This window comes from Micromonospora arida (assembly GCF_003857035.1).
GTDB lineage: Bacteria > Actinomycetota > Actinomycetes > Mycobacteriales > Micromonosporaceae > Micromonospora > Micromonospora arida.
Genome location: NZ_QGSY01000305.1, coordinates 1 through 14,793 on the forward strand (window position 1 = coordinate 1; position 14,793 = coordinate 14,793).

At 71.8% G+C, this 14,793-nt stretch carries 14 protein-coding genes; 8 read left to right on the forward strand and 6 right to left on the reverse strand.

The genetic code is table 11. The features are described from left to right. The coding region (locus DLJ58_RS30515; RefSeq protein ID WP_148098020.1) for an NADH-quinone oxidoreductase subunit C at positions 1 to 623 on the reverse strand (623 nt) is incomplete at its 3' end. Positions 624 to 728: 105 nt separating this feature from the next. Between DLJ58_RS30515 and DLJ58_RS30520 the strand changes: the two genes are divergently transcribed. Further along, the gene (locus DLJ58_RS30520) at positions 729 to 1,775 is read left to right on the forward strand and encodes a glucose 1-dehydrogenase (protein ID WP_124861675.1); all 1,047 of its coding nucleotides are present in this window, start codon (positions 729 to 731) and stop codon (positions 1,773 to 1,775) included. Between the two features lie 16 nt (positions 1,776 to 1,791). On the opposite strand, the gene DLJ58_RS30525 is transcribed toward DLJ58_RS30520, so the two are convergent. Beyond that, positions 1,792 to 3,108 (reverse strand): DUF2252 domain-containing protein, encoded by a 1,317-nt coding sequence (locus DLJ58_RS30525; protein WP_124861677.1) that lies wholly within the window; start codon positions 3,106 to 3,108, stop codon positions 1,792 to 1,794. A 179-nt stretch (positions 3,109 to 3,287) separates the two neighbouring features. On the opposite strand from DLJ58_RS30525, the gene DLJ58_RS30530 reads away from it, so the two are divergent. Further along, positions 3,288 to 4,214, forward strand: a complete 927-nt coding sequence (locus DLJ58_RS30530) for a hypothetical protein (protein ID WP_124861680.1) — start codon at positions 3,288 to 3,290, stop codon at positions 4,212 to 4,214. Positions 4,215 to 4,268: 54 nt separating this feature from the next. Here DLJ58_RS30530 and DLJ58_RS30535 read toward each other — a convergent pair whose 3' ends face one another. Continuing rightward, the gene (locus DLJ58_RS30535) at positions 4,269 to 4,850 is read right to left on the reverse strand and encodes an NADH-quinone oxidoreductase subunit B (protein WP_124861683.1); all 582 of its coding nucleotides are present in this window, start codon (positions 4,848 to 4,850) and stop codon (positions 4,269 to 4,271) included. A gap of 219 nt (positions 4,851 to 5,069) precedes the next feature. Between DLJ58_RS30535 and DLJ58_RS30540 the strand changes: the two genes are divergently transcribed. Together DLJ58_RS30540 and DLJ58_RS30545 are read left to right on the forward strand one after the other, a co-directional pair. Continuing rightward, positions 5,070 to 5,606 (forward strand): RNA polymerase sigma factor, encoded by a 537-nt coding sequence (locus tag DLJ58_RS30540; protein WP_244219199.1) that lies wholly within the window; start codon positions 5,070 to 5,072, stop codon positions 5,604 to 5,606. Beyond that, on the forward strand, positions 5,599 to 6,807 hold the full coding sequence (locus tag DLJ58_RS30545; RefSeq protein ID WP_124861689.1) for a hypothetical protein: 1,209 nt from the start codon (positions 5,599 to 5,601) through the stop codon (positions 6,805 to 6,807). Before DLJ58_RS30540 ends, DLJ58_RS30545 begins: the two co-directional genes overlap by 8 nt. Before the next feature lie 55 nt (positions 6,808 to 6,862). On the opposite strand, the gene DLJ58_RS30550 is transcribed toward DLJ58_RS30545, so the two are convergent. Next, complete coding sequence (locus tag DLJ58_RS30550; RefSeq protein ID WP_124861692.1) at positions 6,863 to 8,356, reverse strand: pyridoxal phosphate-dependent decarboxylase family protein; 1,494 nt, start codon at positions 8,354 to 8,356, stop codon at positions 6,863 to 6,865. A gap of 27 nt (positions 8,357 to 8,383) precedes the next feature. Further along, entirely contained in the window at positions 8,384 to 9,754 is a 1,371-nt protein-coding gene (locus tag DLJ58_RS30555) for an MFS transporter (protein ID WP_124861695.1), read from the reverse strand. A gap of 185 nt (positions 9,755 to 9,939) precedes the next feature. Between DLJ58_RS30555 and DLJ58_RS30560 the strand changes: the two genes are divergently transcribed. Both DLJ58_RS30560 and DLJ58_RS30565 read left to right on the forward strand, forming a co-directional pair. Continuing rightward, on the forward strand, positions 9,940 to 10,503 hold the full coding sequence (locus tag DLJ58_RS30560; RefSeq protein WP_425271360.1) for a SigE family RNA polymerase sigma factor: 564 nt from the start codon (positions 9,940 to 9,942) through the stop codon (positions 10,501 to 10,503). Then, on the forward strand, positions 10,496 to 11,707 hold the full coding sequence (locus DLJ58_RS30565; protein ID WP_158629647.1) for a hypothetical protein: 1,212 nt from the start codon (positions 10,496 to 10,498) through the stop codon (positions 11,705 to 11,707). Before DLJ58_RS30560 ends, DLJ58_RS30565 begins: the two co-directional genes overlap by 8 nt. A gap of 93 nt (positions 11,708 to 11,800) precedes the next feature. Here DLJ58_RS30565 and DLJ58_RS30570 read toward each other — a convergent pair whose 3' ends face one another. Continuing rightward, entirely contained in the window at positions 11,801 to 12,115 is a 315-nt protein-coding gene (locus tag DLJ58_RS30570) for an MGMT family protein (protein ID WP_124861700.1), read from the reverse strand. 13 nt (positions 12,116 to 12,128) lie between these two features. On the opposite strand from DLJ58_RS30570, the gene proB reads away from it, so the two are divergent. Together proB and DLJ58_RS30580 are read left to right on the forward strand one after the other, a co-directional pair. Further along, complete coding sequence (gene proB, locus DLJ58_RS30575) at positions 12,129 to 13,286, forward strand: glutamate 5-kinase (RefSeq protein WP_124861703.1); 1,158 nt, start codon at positions 12,129 to 12,131, stop codon at positions 13,284 to 13,286. A 90-nt stretch (positions 13,287 to 13,376) separates the two neighbouring features. Further along, positions 13,377 to 14,618, forward strand: coding sequence for a glutamate-5-semialdehyde dehydrogenase (locus tag DLJ58_RS30580; RefSeq protein WP_124861706.1), 1,242 nt, complete (start codon positions 13,377 to 13,379; stop codon positions 14,616 to 14,618). Positions 14,619 to 14,793 lie beyond the last annotated feature (175 nt).

Sequence of the window (14,793 nt, forward strand, 5' to 3'; positions counted from 1 at the left end):
GTGCCGCCGCGCGGGCCCTCCCCCACCCGGCCGGCGCCGGCCGGGGTGGGCGTGGGCCCCCACTCGCCCGGAGCGGGAACGCCAGGCGGGCGGATCGGCCGACGTCCGCCGCCGGCCTCGGACTCGCCCGGCTCCTTCGCACCCGGCCAGGGCTTCGCCACCCGGGAAGCCAGCACGAACTCCTTGCGCAGCGGGTGACCCTCGAACTCCGGCGGCAGCAGCAGCGGCAGCAGCTCCCCATGCCCGGCGAAGTCGATGCCGAACATCTCGTGCGTCTCCCGCTCGTGCCAGGCGGCACCGGGATAGACGTCGACCACCGAGGCGACCGTGGGCGCGCCGCGCGGCAACCGGGTACGCAGCAGCAGGCCGTGACGCAGTCGCGTCGACCAGAGGTGCGCCACCACGTCGAAGCCCTCGGCCAACTCGTCGACAGCGGAGAGCCAGTCGAAGAAGTCGCAGGCCAGCTCGGCGTCGTCACGGGCGGCGGAAATCGCGGTCAGCCAACTCGCGGGCGGCACATCGACGGTGGCCCGGGCGAAGCGTTGCCCGCCGGAGACCGACGGGGTCGCCTCAACCGGCGCGAGCAGCGCGACCAGTCGAGCGCCGACCTCTTCGGGAGTCATGCCGCTGATCCTAGTGCCGGCCGGGCCCGCACCTGGCCGCCGCCGATGCCCAGCGATCTGCCGGCTTCGGGCGCGGCGCACGCCTCGGCGGGGAAAGATGGGGGCGTGCGCGCTGTGACAGTGAGGCCCGGGGTCGCCAATTCGCTGAACCTCGTCGAGGATCAGCCGGAGCCGGCTGCCGAAGAGGGCTCTGTCCTGGTCGAGGCGCTGGCGGTGGGGATCTGCGGCACCGACCACGAGATCATCGCCGGGGAGTACGGCGAGGCGCCACCGGGTGCCGACCGCCTGGTCATCGGGCACGAGTCACTGGGCCGGGTGATCGAGGACCCGAGTGGCACCCTGCAACCTGGCGACCTGGTGGCCGGGATCGTCCGGTATCCCGATCCGGTGCCCTGCCCGAACTGCGCGGTCGGCGAGTGGGACATGTGCCGCAACGGCCAGTACACCGAACACGGCATCAAGGGACTGGCCGGGTTCGCCCGCGACCGCTGGCGGGTCGAGCCGCAGTTCGCGGTCGCGCTCGACCCGACGCTGGCCCAGGTCGGCGTGCTGTTGGAGCCGACCAGTGTGGTGGCGAAGGCCTGGGACCACATCGAGCGGATCGGGCACCGGGCCGAGTGGCAGCCGCAGACCGTCCTGGTGACCGGGGCCGGGCCGATCGGTCTGCTGGCCGCGTTGCTCGGCACCCAGCGTGGGCTCACCGTCCACGTGCTGGACCGGAACACCGAGGGGCCGAAGCCGGAGCTGGTCGCCGGGCTCGGCGCCACTTACCACACGGTGCCGGTCAACGACCTGCCCTTCGAACCGGACGTGGTGATCGAGTGCACCGGCGCTCCCACCGTGGTCCTCGACGTCATGTGCAAGGCGGCCCCGACCGGGATCGTCTGCCTGGCCGGGGTGTCCAGCGGTGGCCGGATCATCGACTTCGACGCCGGGGCTCTCAACCGGGCGTTGGTGCTGGAAAACAACGTGGTGTTCGGGTCGGTGAACGCCAACCGGCGGCACTGGACCATGGCCGCGGAGGCGCTCGCCCGCGCCGACCAGGTCTGGCTCGAATCGCTGATCACCCGCCGGGTGCCGGTGAACCGCTACGCCGACGCGTACACCCCCGGGCCGGACGACATCAAGGTGGTGCTGGAGTTCGCGTCCTGAGCGACGCCGCGCCCGATCAGATGCCCGGCAGTCGACCGTTGCGGAACAGGTCGACGAAGAGCTGATGGTCCTGGCGGGCACGCACCCCGTACGCGTGCGCGAAATCCACCAGGTGGGCGACGAATCCCGGCTCGTCGGCGTCCACCGCCGCGACGATCGCCTCCTCCGTGGAGTAGTCCACCAGGTCGTGACTGGATTCGTCGTCGGCGACCGAGTGCATCCGGGCCACCGCCCGGCCAAGGTCGACGAGAACCCCGGTCAGCTCCTCCGGCTCGTTCACGTCCGACCAGTCCAGATCGGCGGCGTACGGGGAGACCTCGGCGACCAGCTGACCGGCCCCGTTCAGCTCGGTGAAGCCCAACCACGGGTCGGCGTGCGCCTGCAACGCCCGCTGCGACTCGGCGGTCCGGTGCCCCTGGTGCTGGAAGTAGCCGCGGACCGACTCGTCGGTGACGTACCGCGCCACGGCCGGCACCTGCGCCTGCTTCATGTAGATGACGACGTCGTTCTCCAGCGCCTGGGTGTGCCCCTCCAGCAGCAGGTTGTACGACGGCAGCCCGGCCGAGCCGATGCCCACCCCCTTGCGCAGCACCACGTCCTTGATCCGTGCCGCCACCGGGCGCAGCTGGATCGAGGCGGTTGGCAGGGTGCCCAGGTAGTCCTGGAAGGCGGCGCTGACCAGGTCCCGGGTGGCGTCGTCGATTTCGAAGACCCCGTCGCCGATGGAGAAACGTCGCTCGTAGTTGTCGATGGTCGTCTGCGCGGCGAGCAGGTCGACGCGGGTGTTGAGCCGGGCCCGTTGGAGCACCCGGCGCAGCACCCCGTCGGCGTTGTCCAGGGTGATCGAGCCGATCGCGTCGTCACCACCGGCGGCGATGGCCCGCAGCTCGGTCAGGTACGACCTGGCGAACCCCGCCACCAGCTCGCCGATTGCCGTGTCGGAGAGCGCCTTGCCGTAGCCGAGCAGCGCCACGCTGGCCGCGAGCCGACGCAGGTCCCAGGTGAACGGCCCGACGTACGCCTCGTCGAAGTCGTTGACGTTGAACACCAGCTGCCCGGAGGCGTTCATGTAGGTGCCGAAGTTCTCCGCGTGCAGGTCACCGTGGATCCACACCCGGCTGGTCTGCTCGTTCAGGAACCGGTCGTCGGCGAAGTCGCCGAGCTGGTCGGCGTAGAACAGCGCGGCGCTGCCCCGGTAGAAGGCGAACGGCGAAGCCGCCATCTTGCGGAACTTGCGGCGGAAGGCGGCCGGGTCGATCGCCATCGACGCGCCGAACTCCTCGGTGAGCACGTCGACGATGTGGGTGGACCGCTGGTCCGCTGAGCTGCTCATAGTGCGCAGGCTAGTGCGGCGGGTCCACAACGGGGTGGCGTTCGGCCCATCCATCGATCATGCTGCCTGGGTCACGGCGCGGGGGCCCGGACACCACGGTCACGTCGGTCGATCGCGTCGCTGCCAAGCGCGGGCGACAGGTCCCTCGCCGGGCGTCGACCATGGAGGACCAGATACAGATGCTTCACAAAACGGGGACCCTGCTCACCGCCGCACTGCTCGGCCTGACGGCGACGATCGGCGGGGCCGGACCGGCCGCTGCCGCACCGTCGGCCTCCGCCGACGCTCCCACGTTCTCACTGAGCCGGCTGGTGCTTGAGCCGACCGAACGCGGCTACCAGGGCAGCCTTCGGGTGACCATCACCAACAACAGCGACAGCACACAGGGCTTCTACTTCCAGGTCCGTGAGGCGGTGGCCGGCTCCTTCTCCGGGGGCGTGGAGTCACGCTGCGAGTCGGACGGCGTGGAGGAGGGGCTGTTGGTCCGCACCTGCGCCCTGCCGCGCGGCAACGACCTGGCCCCGGGTGAGTCCCGCAGGGCAACAGTGGAATTCCAGGTGCTGACCACTTCCCGCAGCTACCCGATGATCGCGGCGGGCGGCCTGGTCACCGCCTACTCGTACGAAACCGGATCGCTGGGCACCGTTCCGTTCAGCGCCCAGTTCCGCTCCCTGGACGGCAAGCTGGCCCGCCCGCAGACGTACGTGCAGGACACCCAGGCGAACGCGTCCGTCGAGCTGGCCGGCCCGGTGACCGACGGCCCCGAGAACACCCGGCGGGTGCCGCTCCGGGTCCGGTACGCGGGTGACGCCCGGCAACTCGCCAACTCGCTGACTGCCACGCAGCTGCCTGCCGGGTCGACGATCCGGTTCACCGAGCCCTTCGACGGCCCGGTGTACGGCCCACAGGCATTCGTGCCGGGCGGGCTGCTGATGCAGGGTGAGGAGCGCGAGGTGGCGCTGTTCATCAGCCGGCCGACCGACCCGGCGGACGAGTCGACCCCGATCACCGTGGAGTTGGCGACCCACTACTGGAACGAGATTGTTCCCGACGTCGACCCGAGCGACAACACCGTCACGTTCAACCTGGCCCTGTCGACCAGCTGACCAACCCGCGGACGGCCGCCGCCCGGATCAACTCCGGGTGGCGGCCCACCGCTCTCAGCTCGCGGCGGGTGGGCGTACCGGTGGGGCGGTGAGCGAGTCGACCGAACGTGGGGCGGCGGCCTCGCGGGGCGGGGCGTCCAGCGGTGCGGCCAGCACGTCCCGTTGCGGCACACCCCCGATGCCGGACTGCTCGGCGGCGATCTTCTCCTGCAGGCGCAGGATGCCGTGCAGCAGCGCCTCCGGCCGGGGCGGGCAGCCGGGCACGTACACGTCGACCGGGATGAGCTGGTCGACGCCCTTGGTCACCGAGTACGAATCCCAGTAGGGGCCGCCGCAGTTGGAGCAGGCACCGAACGAGATGACGTACTTCGGCTCAGGCATCTGGTCGTAGAGCCGCTTGATCGCCGGAGCCATCTTGTCGGTCACCGTGCCGGAGACCACCATCAGGTCGGCCTGGCGGGGGCCGTGGGCGAACGGGATCACGCCGAGTCGGATGAAATCGTGCCGACCCATGCTGGTGGCGATGAACTCGATGGCACAGCAGGCCAGACCGAAGTTGAAGACCCAGAGCGAGTAGCGGCGCCCCCAGTTCAGCACGAACCGGATCGGCTCACCGAGCACTGCCGGCAGCTGCACGACCGCCCCCTCTCCTCACCGACAGTGAATCACAGGCGGCGTCTGTGCGGTCCGGCAGTGATCGGCGCGAGCGGCCCACCAACTGTCCCGGAGCCGACAAGGATCGGCAGCGACTGACGCGCAACCTACCGGCGCGCTCGCTTGTGTGACCGGTGCTGGCGAACACGACGCCCGCAGTCGCCACGGGGAGGACGAGTGCTTGTGACACGAGATGTGCGGGTGGGTGACCCCCCGCCGGACCCACCGGGAACCGCAACCTCCACGCCGGCAGAGCTGCTCTTCGACGACTTCTACCACGCCCATTACCGCGGCCTGGTGGTGCAGCTGACCGCGTACACAGGCGACCGTGGGCAGGCGCAGGAGCTGGTTCAGGAGGCGTTCTGTCGGGCGTACGCCCGCTGGGACCGGCTCGCCGGATACCAGGACCCCCTGGCCTGGGTCCGTAAGGTCGCCTGGAATCTCGGCCACAACCGCTGGCGGCGGCTGCGGACCGCCCAGCTGTGGCTGCTGCGGCAGCGGGAGACACACGTCGCGGAGCCGAGCCCGGACCGGGTCGCCGTCGACGCCGCGTTGGCGAAGTTGCCGCCGAAGCAGCGGCGGGCCGTCGTACTTCACTATCTCGCCGACCTGACGGTCGCGGAGATCGCCGCTCAGGAACAGGTCGCCGAAGGGACGGTCAAGTCCTGGCTGCACCGGGGCCGAACCGCACTCGCCACCCACCTACGCGACACCAATGAGGAGGTGCGGGATGTCTGAGCAGGAGACCCTTGACCTCGCCGAAGAGTTCGCCCGCTACCGCCGTACCGCGCTGACGGAGGTCGAGGCGCCGGGGCCCGCCGCCGTTCGACGGACCGTACGAGGCCGCAGCCGGCGTCGGCTGGCTGCCACCGCCACGACGGCGCTCGCCCTGTTCGGCGGGTCTGCCCTCGGATACGCGGCGATGAGCGGCCCGGACCACCGGCCCGGTCCGGTGGAGCCGACGCCGAGCGTGTCGGCGTCGCCGACGCCGCCGCCGACGCCAACGCCAACCCCCAGCGCTGCCGGGACCAGTTCCAGCCCGACCACCACAGTGCCGGACGGCCGGTTCAGCCGGGCCCAACTGCTGGGGGTGCCGGTGACCCTGCCGGCATGGCGGGCCGGACCAGGCTGCCCGACGTCGCAGACGCGGCTCACCGCCGATGCCCGGGAGGGCGCGAACTCGCTCTTGGCGCTCGACCACGGCGACATCGACGGGGACGGCGCGGTGGAGACGGTGGCGCTTGTGCAGTGCGTGCTCGGCACCCGCGGGCCGATGCAGGTGGTCGCCTTCGACCGCGACAAGGAAGGAAAGGTGACGACGGTCGGCCGGGTGGTCACGACCACCATCGACAAGCCGGAGTGGCTGTTCGCGCTGGATGTCGTGGGCGACGGCACGGTTCGCGTTCAGGTCGGTGACATCGCTCCCGGGGGTGGCTGGAACGCCAAGTGGTCACAACGGCAGTGGCGGGGCTACCGCTGGAAGGGTGACGCCTTCAGCCAGGTCTCCGGGCCAACGAGCTTCGGTCCGAACCCGAACCTGGCGGACCTCGCCGTCACCACCGGTGACCTCGTGCTGAGAACTGCCGACGACGGCTCCCGGACGGGTACGGCCACGGTGCGGGTTCGTAACCGGGGCACGGGCCCGGTCGCCCACGTGGTGCTGCGGTTGGGCGTGCCCGCGGTGGTGCGCGCGGACGTCGACGGGTGGGGCACGTGCGCGGGCGTCCACGAGAGCGTCGAACCGATCACCTGCCGCCTGGGTCAGCTGGCCGCCGGGGCGGAGATGCGGCTGGACCTGGACTTCCGGGTGCTCGAAGGGATCACGCTGAGCACGAACAAGGCAGACGTGGAGGTCGAGCCGATGGACAGCGAACGTGACGTCCTGCCGGAGGTCAACAGAGCCGACAACCTGGTTCAGATGAGGTTGACCTACGGCTGACGGTCGCCGGCTGCGTCGTACGCCACGGGGGCGTACGACGCGGCCGGCGCTCCGGTCACCAGGTGGGACGTTGCAGCAGCCCGACGAACTCGACCAGCAGCCGCTCCCGCAGCGCCGGCGGCGCGGCGTCGAGCAGCGTGTTCACCACCGCCATCCGCTCCGGCAGCGGCGCGCCATCGGTCTCGCCGCCCATGCCCAGCCCGGCGGCCAGGCCCGCGACCAGTTCCGGGGTCAGCGCGTCCGGGGTCAGCGACGTCGCCAGCGCCGTCAGTTCCGGTGGAAGGGCGACCGGACCGGCCGCCTGGGCTGCGGCCACCGCGTCGGTCAGGTCCGGCCCGAACTCGGCGACCCGGGGCGCTACCGCGGCGGTCACCGTGAGGTGCACGCTGGTGGGCAGACCGTCGTACGACAGCTGGGGTTGGGTGTGCCAGCCCCGCGCGGTCAGCTCGTCGACCAGGACGAACAGGTCGGGGCCACCGTCGGTGGCGGTGAAGCAGACGACTGTCGACTCCGGCTCGGCCATCAGCCGCAGCCCGTCGACGGCGCGGACCGCATCGGCCAGCCCGGCCACCGCGTCCCGGGTGATGGCGGTCAGCCGCAGGTAACCCTCGTCGCCGAGGTGCCGCAACGTGGCGTACGCGGCGGCGATCGGGCCGCCCGAGCGGGTGGAGGCGATCACTGGGTTGATCATGGTGTAGCCGGGCCAGTCGGCGTACGCGAAGTACTGCGGGGCGCGCAGCGAGGCGTCGCGGTGCAGCAGCACTGACACCCCCTTCGGCGCGTACGCGTACTTGTGCAGGTCGACCGAGATGGAGGTGACCCCGGGCACCGCGAAGTCGAACGGCGGCACCGGCTCCCCGAGCCGACGCAGGTACGGCAGGGTCCAGCCGCCGAAGCAGGCGTCCACGTGGCAACGCACCTCGGCTTCGGCCGCGGCTGCCGCGATCTGCGTGACCGGGTCCACCACCCCGTGCGCGTACGACGGCGCGGAGCAGGCGACCAGCACCGTCTCCGGGCGGATCGCGGCGGCCATCGCGGCCGGGTCGGGACGCAGCGTCTCCGGGGAGACGGGCACGACGTCCAGCGCCACCCGTAGGTAGTGCGCTGCCTTGGCGAATGCCGCGTGCGCGCTCGACGGCACCACGATCCGGGGTGCGGCGATCTCGGGGTGGGCGTCCCGGGCCGTCTTGACGGCGAGGATCAGTGACTCGGTGCCGCCGCTGGTGACGCTGCCGACGACGTCCGGGGCGGTGGTCCCGGGGCCGGCGCCGAGCACCCGGCCGGCGGCGCCGACCAGCGCGTTCTCCATGGCCAGCAGGGACGGGAACGCGGTCGGGTCCAACCCGTTGACGTGCGCGCTCTCCTGGTGGGCGGCGGCGGCCAGCTCGTCCAGCCCGGGCACCGCCGGGTCGTAGACGTACGCGAACAGCCGTCCCCCGTGGGTGGGCGCGTCACTCGACCGCAGCTCCCGCACCTCTTCCAGAACCCGTTCCGCCGGAACCCCGGTAGCGCAAAGCGCTCCAGCCTCAAACCTGTTCTCGTCGATCATCGAGTTACGGTGCCCTTCTCGTGACGGTCAACGGCTTTCGTCCCCCGACACAACTCCATGGTCGACCAGGTCGCTGTGGGCGGTGAGGGTGTACTGGCGGAGCAGGAGGATCGGCGGGGCGATCAGCAGGGCCGGGATCAGCGTGAAGCCGAGGAGGACGCCCAGCCTCGCCGTGTCGGACTGGGCCGCCGCCGAGCCGGTGTCGGAGGACACGTAGCCGGAGAGCTGGAGCACCAGTCCGTAGATGCCGGGGCCGAGCGCCAGGCCGAAGGTCTCCCCGGCGGTCCACAGCCCGGTGAAGACGCCCGCCTGCCGTCGACCGGTGCGCGCCGTCTCGTGCGCGATGCAGTCCGGCAACATCGCCAGCGCGAAGACCTGCTGCCCGGCGTACCCCACGCCGATCAGCGCGACCACGAGATAGACGGCGACCGGCGGCAGCACCGGCGCGGCGACCAGGGCGAACGCACCGACGGCGAGGATCAGCGAGGCGACCACCAGTGCGGTCCGCTTGCCCAGCCGGGCACCGATCCGGGCCCAGATCGGCATCACCAGCAGCGCCGGCCCGACGAAGCAGACGAAGAGCAGGGTCGGCCCGCTCTCCTCGTCACGCAGGATCTGCCCGGCGAAGTAGTTGACCCCGGCCAGGATCGTCGCCACCCCGGCGGACTGCACCACGAAGCAGATCAGCAGTGCCCGGAACGGGCGGTTGGCACCGGCCACGGCGAGCTGGGCGCGCAGCGTCGGCTCACTCTCGCCCACCGTGCCGGTCGGCGCGGACCGGGTGCCCAGGAACGCGCCGAGGGCGCCGAGGGCGATCAGCACCGCCACGAACAGGCCCATCCAGCGGTGCCCGGCCACACCGTCACCACCGGCGCTCACCACCAGCGGCGCGACCGCGCCGGAGACCAGGATGGCCAACGCCAGCACCGCGATCCGCCAGGTCATCAACCGGGTGCGCTCGGCGTAGTCGTCGGTCAGCTCCGCCGGCATCGCCACGTACGGCACCTGGAAGAAGGCGAACGCGGTGGCGGTGGCGAGGAAGGCGAACGCCACGTACGCCGCGGCGCCCGGACCGTTACCGAAGGGCGCGGCGAAGATCGACGCGAACAGCACGGCGAGCGCGAGGCCGGCGACGATCAGGTACGGCCGGCGGGCGCCCCACCGCGATCGGGTGCGGTCGGAGATCCGCCCGGCGACCGGGTTGACCAGCACGTCCCAGGCCTTGGGCAGCAACACCAGCAACGCGGCCAGCCCGGCGGCCACGCCCAGCGTGTCGGTCAGGTACGGCAGCAGCAGCAGACCGGGCACGGTGCCGAACGCGCCGGTCGCCAGGGAGCCGAGCGCGTAGCCGGCGTGCACCCGTCGAGGCAGCGAGCCGGGGCCCGGCGGCGTTTTCATGGGCCCGAATGTTACTCACGTTGAGTCGGGGGTCACATCCCCTCATCCGGTGATCAACCCACCGGCCCGTCCCGGACAACCACACAGTCGGGTAACCGGCAGCGGACCCCGCAACCACCTCCGCAGTCTCAGAGTGTTACCGGCGCCAATGGCACACCAGCCCGGCGCTGACGGGGGGAGGGGCAGTGACAGCGATGATGGGGGCCCGCGCCAACGAGCCACCGGCGGCCCGGACGGCCGGTGCTGTGGTCGAGGAAACGATCACGTTCGACGACTTCTACCACGCGCACTTCGGCAGCGTGACCGCCCAACTGTGCGCGTACACCGGAGACCTGGGCCATGCCCAGGACCTGGCCCAGGAGGCGTTCTACCGAGCGCTGGCCCGCTGGGACCGGCTGATCCGCTACGACGACCCGGTCGCCTGGGTCCGGCAGGTCGCCTGGAACCTGGCCCGAAGCCGCTGGCGACGCCTGCGCACCGCCCGCAACCACCTGCTGCGGCAACGGCGCACCGAGGCCGAGGTGGCCGGCCCGACGCCCGACCGGGTTGCCATCGACGCGGCGCTGGCCCAACTGCCCGCCAACCACCGCCGGGCGGTCATCCTGCACTACCTGGCCGACCTGTCGGTCAACGAGATCGCCGCCCAGGAAGGAGTGGCCGAGGGCACCGTGAAGTCCTGGTTGCACCGAGGTCGGACGGCCCTGGCCGGGCTGCTCGACGAGAACACCGATGGGGTGTGCGATGTCTGACCTCGACCCGCGACTGCGCCAGCGGCTCGGCGCGTACCGCAATGACGTGATCAGCCACGTCGCCGGTCCCGGTCCCGACGAGGCCCGGCAACTGCTGCGCCGACGGCGGCGAATGACGGCGGTGGCCGTGGCCGCCGCGGCTGTCGTGCTGGTGGTGGCCCCGGTCGTCGCCAACGCCGCGCTACGCGGTGACCGGAACCCGCTGGCGCCGGCGGAGTCCGTGCAACCGACCACCCCGCCGACCTCGGCACCGCCGACGCCCACACCGACCACGCCGCCGTCGGCGACCACGAGCACCCCGAACGCCCCGGACGGACGGATCAGTCGGGCCCAACTGCTCGCCACCCGGGTCGACCTGCCGACCTGGCCGCCGGGTGAGATGGAGGGCGGCTGCACCACCTCGAAGGTTCGGCTCAAGACCGACACGACGGACACCTACGTGTCGATGCTCACCGACGACGCGTTCGAACACGGTGACGTCGACGGTGACAGGGCCGTCGAGACCATCGCCGTCGTCGCCTGCCGGTACGGCGAGGCGTCGGCGAAGCAGGTGGTGGCCTTCGACCGGGATCGCGACGGCCACATCGTGACGCTGGGCCGTGTTGTCCGGACCGGCGACGGGTTCGACGACATTCGCGCGGTGGAAATCAACCGGAACGGGTCGGTCGAGGTGCGCGTGGCCGACATCGTGCCGTGCTGTGGCACACCGAGCTACCTGCGGCGAGAGCAGGTACGGACGTACCGGTGGGACGGGCAGCGATTCGCTCAGACCGACGGCCCCACGGCATTCGGCAAGGACCCCCGACTCACCGACCTACGGATGACCATGACGCACCAGCTCGTCGACGTTCCGGGGGCGGACACCCGACGCAAACTCACCACGGTCTTCACAGTGACCAACGCCGGGCCGGTCGACGCGGCCCAGGTCGCCTTCCACTCCATCGAGGGCGGCGAGCGGGCCGGCGGGGACTGGTCCCGGTGCGACCCGAACCCGGCGCCGCAGGCCGATCAACCGTCGTGCCTGCTGCCCGGGGTGCCGGTCGGTGAATCGCGTCGCTACACGTTCGTCCAGTTGGTGCCCGGCCGGCCGGGGCCTGACGCGATCACCCGGAGGTTCCTCGTCGTTCACTGCGACGCACAGGACCGCCATTGGCCCGACCTGAAACGGAACGACAACGAGGTGTCGTCCCCACTCCCACTCTGAACGACCGCACGGTGCCTCGCCCCGATCCCCGCCGGGGCGGGGCACCGTCGGTGTGGGGCACGTCCCGGCCACCACGATCACGCCCGTCGGTGATCACAACCCCTCGTCAGGCGACCAACCCGCCGCCGCGATGTCCACACCCTCGCCGCGCAGCGGCACCCCCTCGGCCAACAGCCGGGCCCGGGCCTCCCGCTCGTGCCCCGGCGGCAGTCGACCACCCGCGGTCACCACTCGATGCCAGGGCACCGAGCCGCCGTGCCGGGCCATGATGTTGCCGACCAACCGGGCCGAGGCACGCCCCGAGCGTTCGGACAGGGCGTCGGCCACCCCGCCGTACGACATGACCCGGCCCTCCGGGATCCGCTCGACCAGGTCGAGCACCGCCTCGACGTACTCGTCTGGAGTCACAATCGGCCACCATATGGGAACGTCGCCGGGCGGTGCGGCCGTGACCACGCAGAATGGTCGGGTGCGCGACGCAGTCACGACGGCCCGGCGGGTCGTCGTCAAGATCGGATCCTCCTCGTTGACCACCGCCACCGGCGGGTTGGCCGACGAGCGCGTCGACACGCTGGTCGACACCCTCGGTCGGCTCACCGCCGAAGGGCGCGAGGTGGTGCTGGTCTCCTCCGGCGCCATCGCCGCCGGGCTCGCCCCGCTCGGGTTGTCCCGACGCCCGCGCGACCTGGCCACCCAGCAAGCCGCCGCCAGCGTCGGGCAGGGGCTACTGATCGGCCGGTACGCGGCCAGCTTCGCCCGCCACGGCCGCACCGTCGGGCAGGTGCTGCTCACCGTCGACGACGTGACCCGGCGAGCGCACTACCGCAACGCGTACCGGACGCTGCGCAAGCTGCTCGACCTGCGGGCGGTGCCGATCGTCAACGAGAACGACACGGTGGCCACCCAGGAGATCCGGTTCGGCGACAACGATCGGCTGGCCGCCCTGGTGGCCGCGCTGGTGCACGCCGACCTGCTGGTGCTCCTCTCCGACGTGGACGCGCTCTGGACCGGTGACCCCACCAACCCGCGCTCGACCCGGATCGCCGAGGTGCGCGACGACACGGACCTCGCCGGCATCACCATCGGCGGGGCCGGCCGGTCCGGCGTCGGCACCGGTGGCATGGTGACCAAGGTCGAGGCCGCCCGGATCGCCACCGGCTTCGGCATCCCTGTGGTGCTCACCGCCGCTGACCTGGCCACGCCGGCGCTGGCCGGCGAACCTGTCGGCACGCTCTTCCACCCGCAGCGGCGACGCCCGACGGCCCGGCTGTTCTGGCTGGCCCACGCCACCTCGCCCCGGGGGCGGCTGCACCTCGACCCGGGCGCGGTGGCCGCCGTCGTCGGGCGGCGCAAGTCGCTCCTCCCGGCCGGCATCACCGCCGTGGACGGCACGTTCACGGCCGGCGACCCGGTGGACCTGGTGGACACCGCCGGCGCATCGGTCGCCCGAGGGCTGGTCAACTACGACGCGGTGGAGCTACCCGGGCTACTCGGCCGCTCCACGTCCGAACTCGCCGCGGCGCTCGGCCCGGCGTACGAACGAGAGGTCGTCCACCGCGACGACCTGGTGCTGCTCTAAGGAGTCGACAATGAGTGAGCGTCAGCGAGCGAATCATCGAATCAGCGCGGTGGTGCCTCAGGGCGGCACGCAGCGCAGCGGAGTGCCGGCATGAGCGTGACCGAGCAGGCGCGACGGGCGAGGGACGCCGCCGCGGAGTTGGCCGTGGCCACGCGCACGGTCAAGGACGCCGCGTTGGTGGCGATGGCCGACGCGCTGGTGTCGCGTACCCCGGAGATCCTGACCGCGAACGAGACGGACCTGGCGGCCGGCCGTGAGGCCGGGCTGAGCGCGGCCGTGCTGGACCGGCTCGCGCTCGACGCGGGTCGGGTCGCCGGCATCGCCGACGCGCTGCGTGAGATGGCCGCGTTGCCCGACCCGGTCGGCGAGGTGGTCCGCGGGTCCACCCTGCCCAACGGCTTGGAGCTGCGCCAGATCCGGGTGCCGTTCGGGGTGGTCGGCATCATCTACGAGGCGCGGCCCAACGTGACGGTGGACGCCGCCGGAATCTGCCTCAAGTCCGGTAACGCGGCGCTGCTGCGCGGGTCGTCGTCGGCTGCGCACTCGAACGCCGCGCTGGTAGCGGTGCTGCGTGACGCGGTCGCCGGTGCCGGTCTGCCCGCCGACGCGGTGCAGTTGCTCGACGCCAGCTCCCGTGACTCGGTCAAGGAGCTGATGCGCGCCCGGGGTCTCGTCGACGTGCTCATTCCGCGCGGTGGCGCGTCGCTGATCCGCACCGTGGTCGAGGAGTCGACAGTGCCGGTGATCGAGACCGGGGTGGGCAACTGCCACGTCTACGTCGACGCCGCCGCCGACCTGGCGAAGGCCGTCGCGGTGACGCTGAACGCCAAGACGCAACGCCTGTCCACCTGCAACACCGCCGAGTCGCTGCTGGTGCACGCGGGCATCGCCGACGCGTTCCTGCCGCCGGTGCTGGCCGCGTTCGCCGAGGCGGGGGTGACAGTGCACGGCTCACCCGAGGTGGCCGCCCACTCCGCCGCCGTGGTCCCGGCGACCGAGGAGGACTACGCCACCGAGTACCTGTCCGCCGACATCTCGGTGGCGGTGGTCGACTCGCTGGACGCGGCGGTCGCGCACATCCGCCGCTTCGGCACCGGGCACACCGAGGCGATCGTCACGGACTCGGCGAGCGCGGCCCGCGACTTCGTCGCGAGGGTGGACGCGGCGGCGGTGATGGTGAACGCTTCGACCCGGTTCACCGACGGCGGCGAGTTCGGCTTCGGTGCGGAGATCGGCATCTCCACCCAGAAGCTGCACGCCCGCGGCCCGATGGGCCTGCCCGAGCTGACCAGCACCAAGTACGTCGTCACCGGCGACGGTCACGTGCGCTGAGGCTCTGGCCGCGCCCCGCCCCCTCCCGCGATCTTGCAGTTTCTGTCCCGGCATAAGGGGCATTTATTCGCGTATCCGCGACAGAAACTGCAAGATCGCCGAGGTCGGGCCGGGGCGAGGGCGGGGCCCCGAGGGCAGGGCCGGGGCCCCGCCCTCGCCCCGGCCCGACCTCGGC

Bases quoted from the DNA above. Each gene is read 5' to 3' on its own strand.
- DLJ58_RS30530 (WP_124861680.1), top strand. From the start codon at position 3,288: ATGCTTCACAAAACGGGGACCCTGCTCACCGCCGCACTGCTCGGCCTG.
- DLJ58_RS30545 (WP_124861689.1), top strand. From the start codon at position 5,599: ATGTCTGAGCAGGAGACCCTTGACCTCGCCGAAGAGTTCGCCCGCTAC.
- proB (WP_124861703.1), top strand. From the start codon at position 12,129: ATGGGAACGTCGCCGGGCGGTGCGGCCGTGACCACGCAGAATGGTCGG.
- DLJ58_RS30550 (WP_124861692.1), bottom strand. From the start codon at position 8,356: ATGATCGACGAGAACAGGTTTGAGGCTGGAGCGCTTTGCGCTACCGGG.
- DLJ58_RS30565 (WP_158629647.1), top strand. From the start codon at position 10,496: ATGTCTGACCTCGACCCGCGACTGCGCCAGCGGCTCGGCGCGTACCGC.
- DLJ58_RS30525 (WP_124861677.1), bottom strand. From the start codon at position 3,108: ATGAGCAGCTCAGCGGACCAGCGGTCCACCCACATCGTCGACGTGCTC.
- DLJ58_RS30555 (WP_124861695.1), bottom strand. From the start codon at position 9,754: ATGAAAACGCCGCCGGGCCCCGGCTCGCTGCCTCGACGGGTGCACGCC.
- DLJ58_RS30580 (WP_124861706.1), top strand. From the start codon at position 13,377: ATGAGCGTGACCGAGCAGGCGCGACGGGCGAGGGACGCCGCCGCGGAG.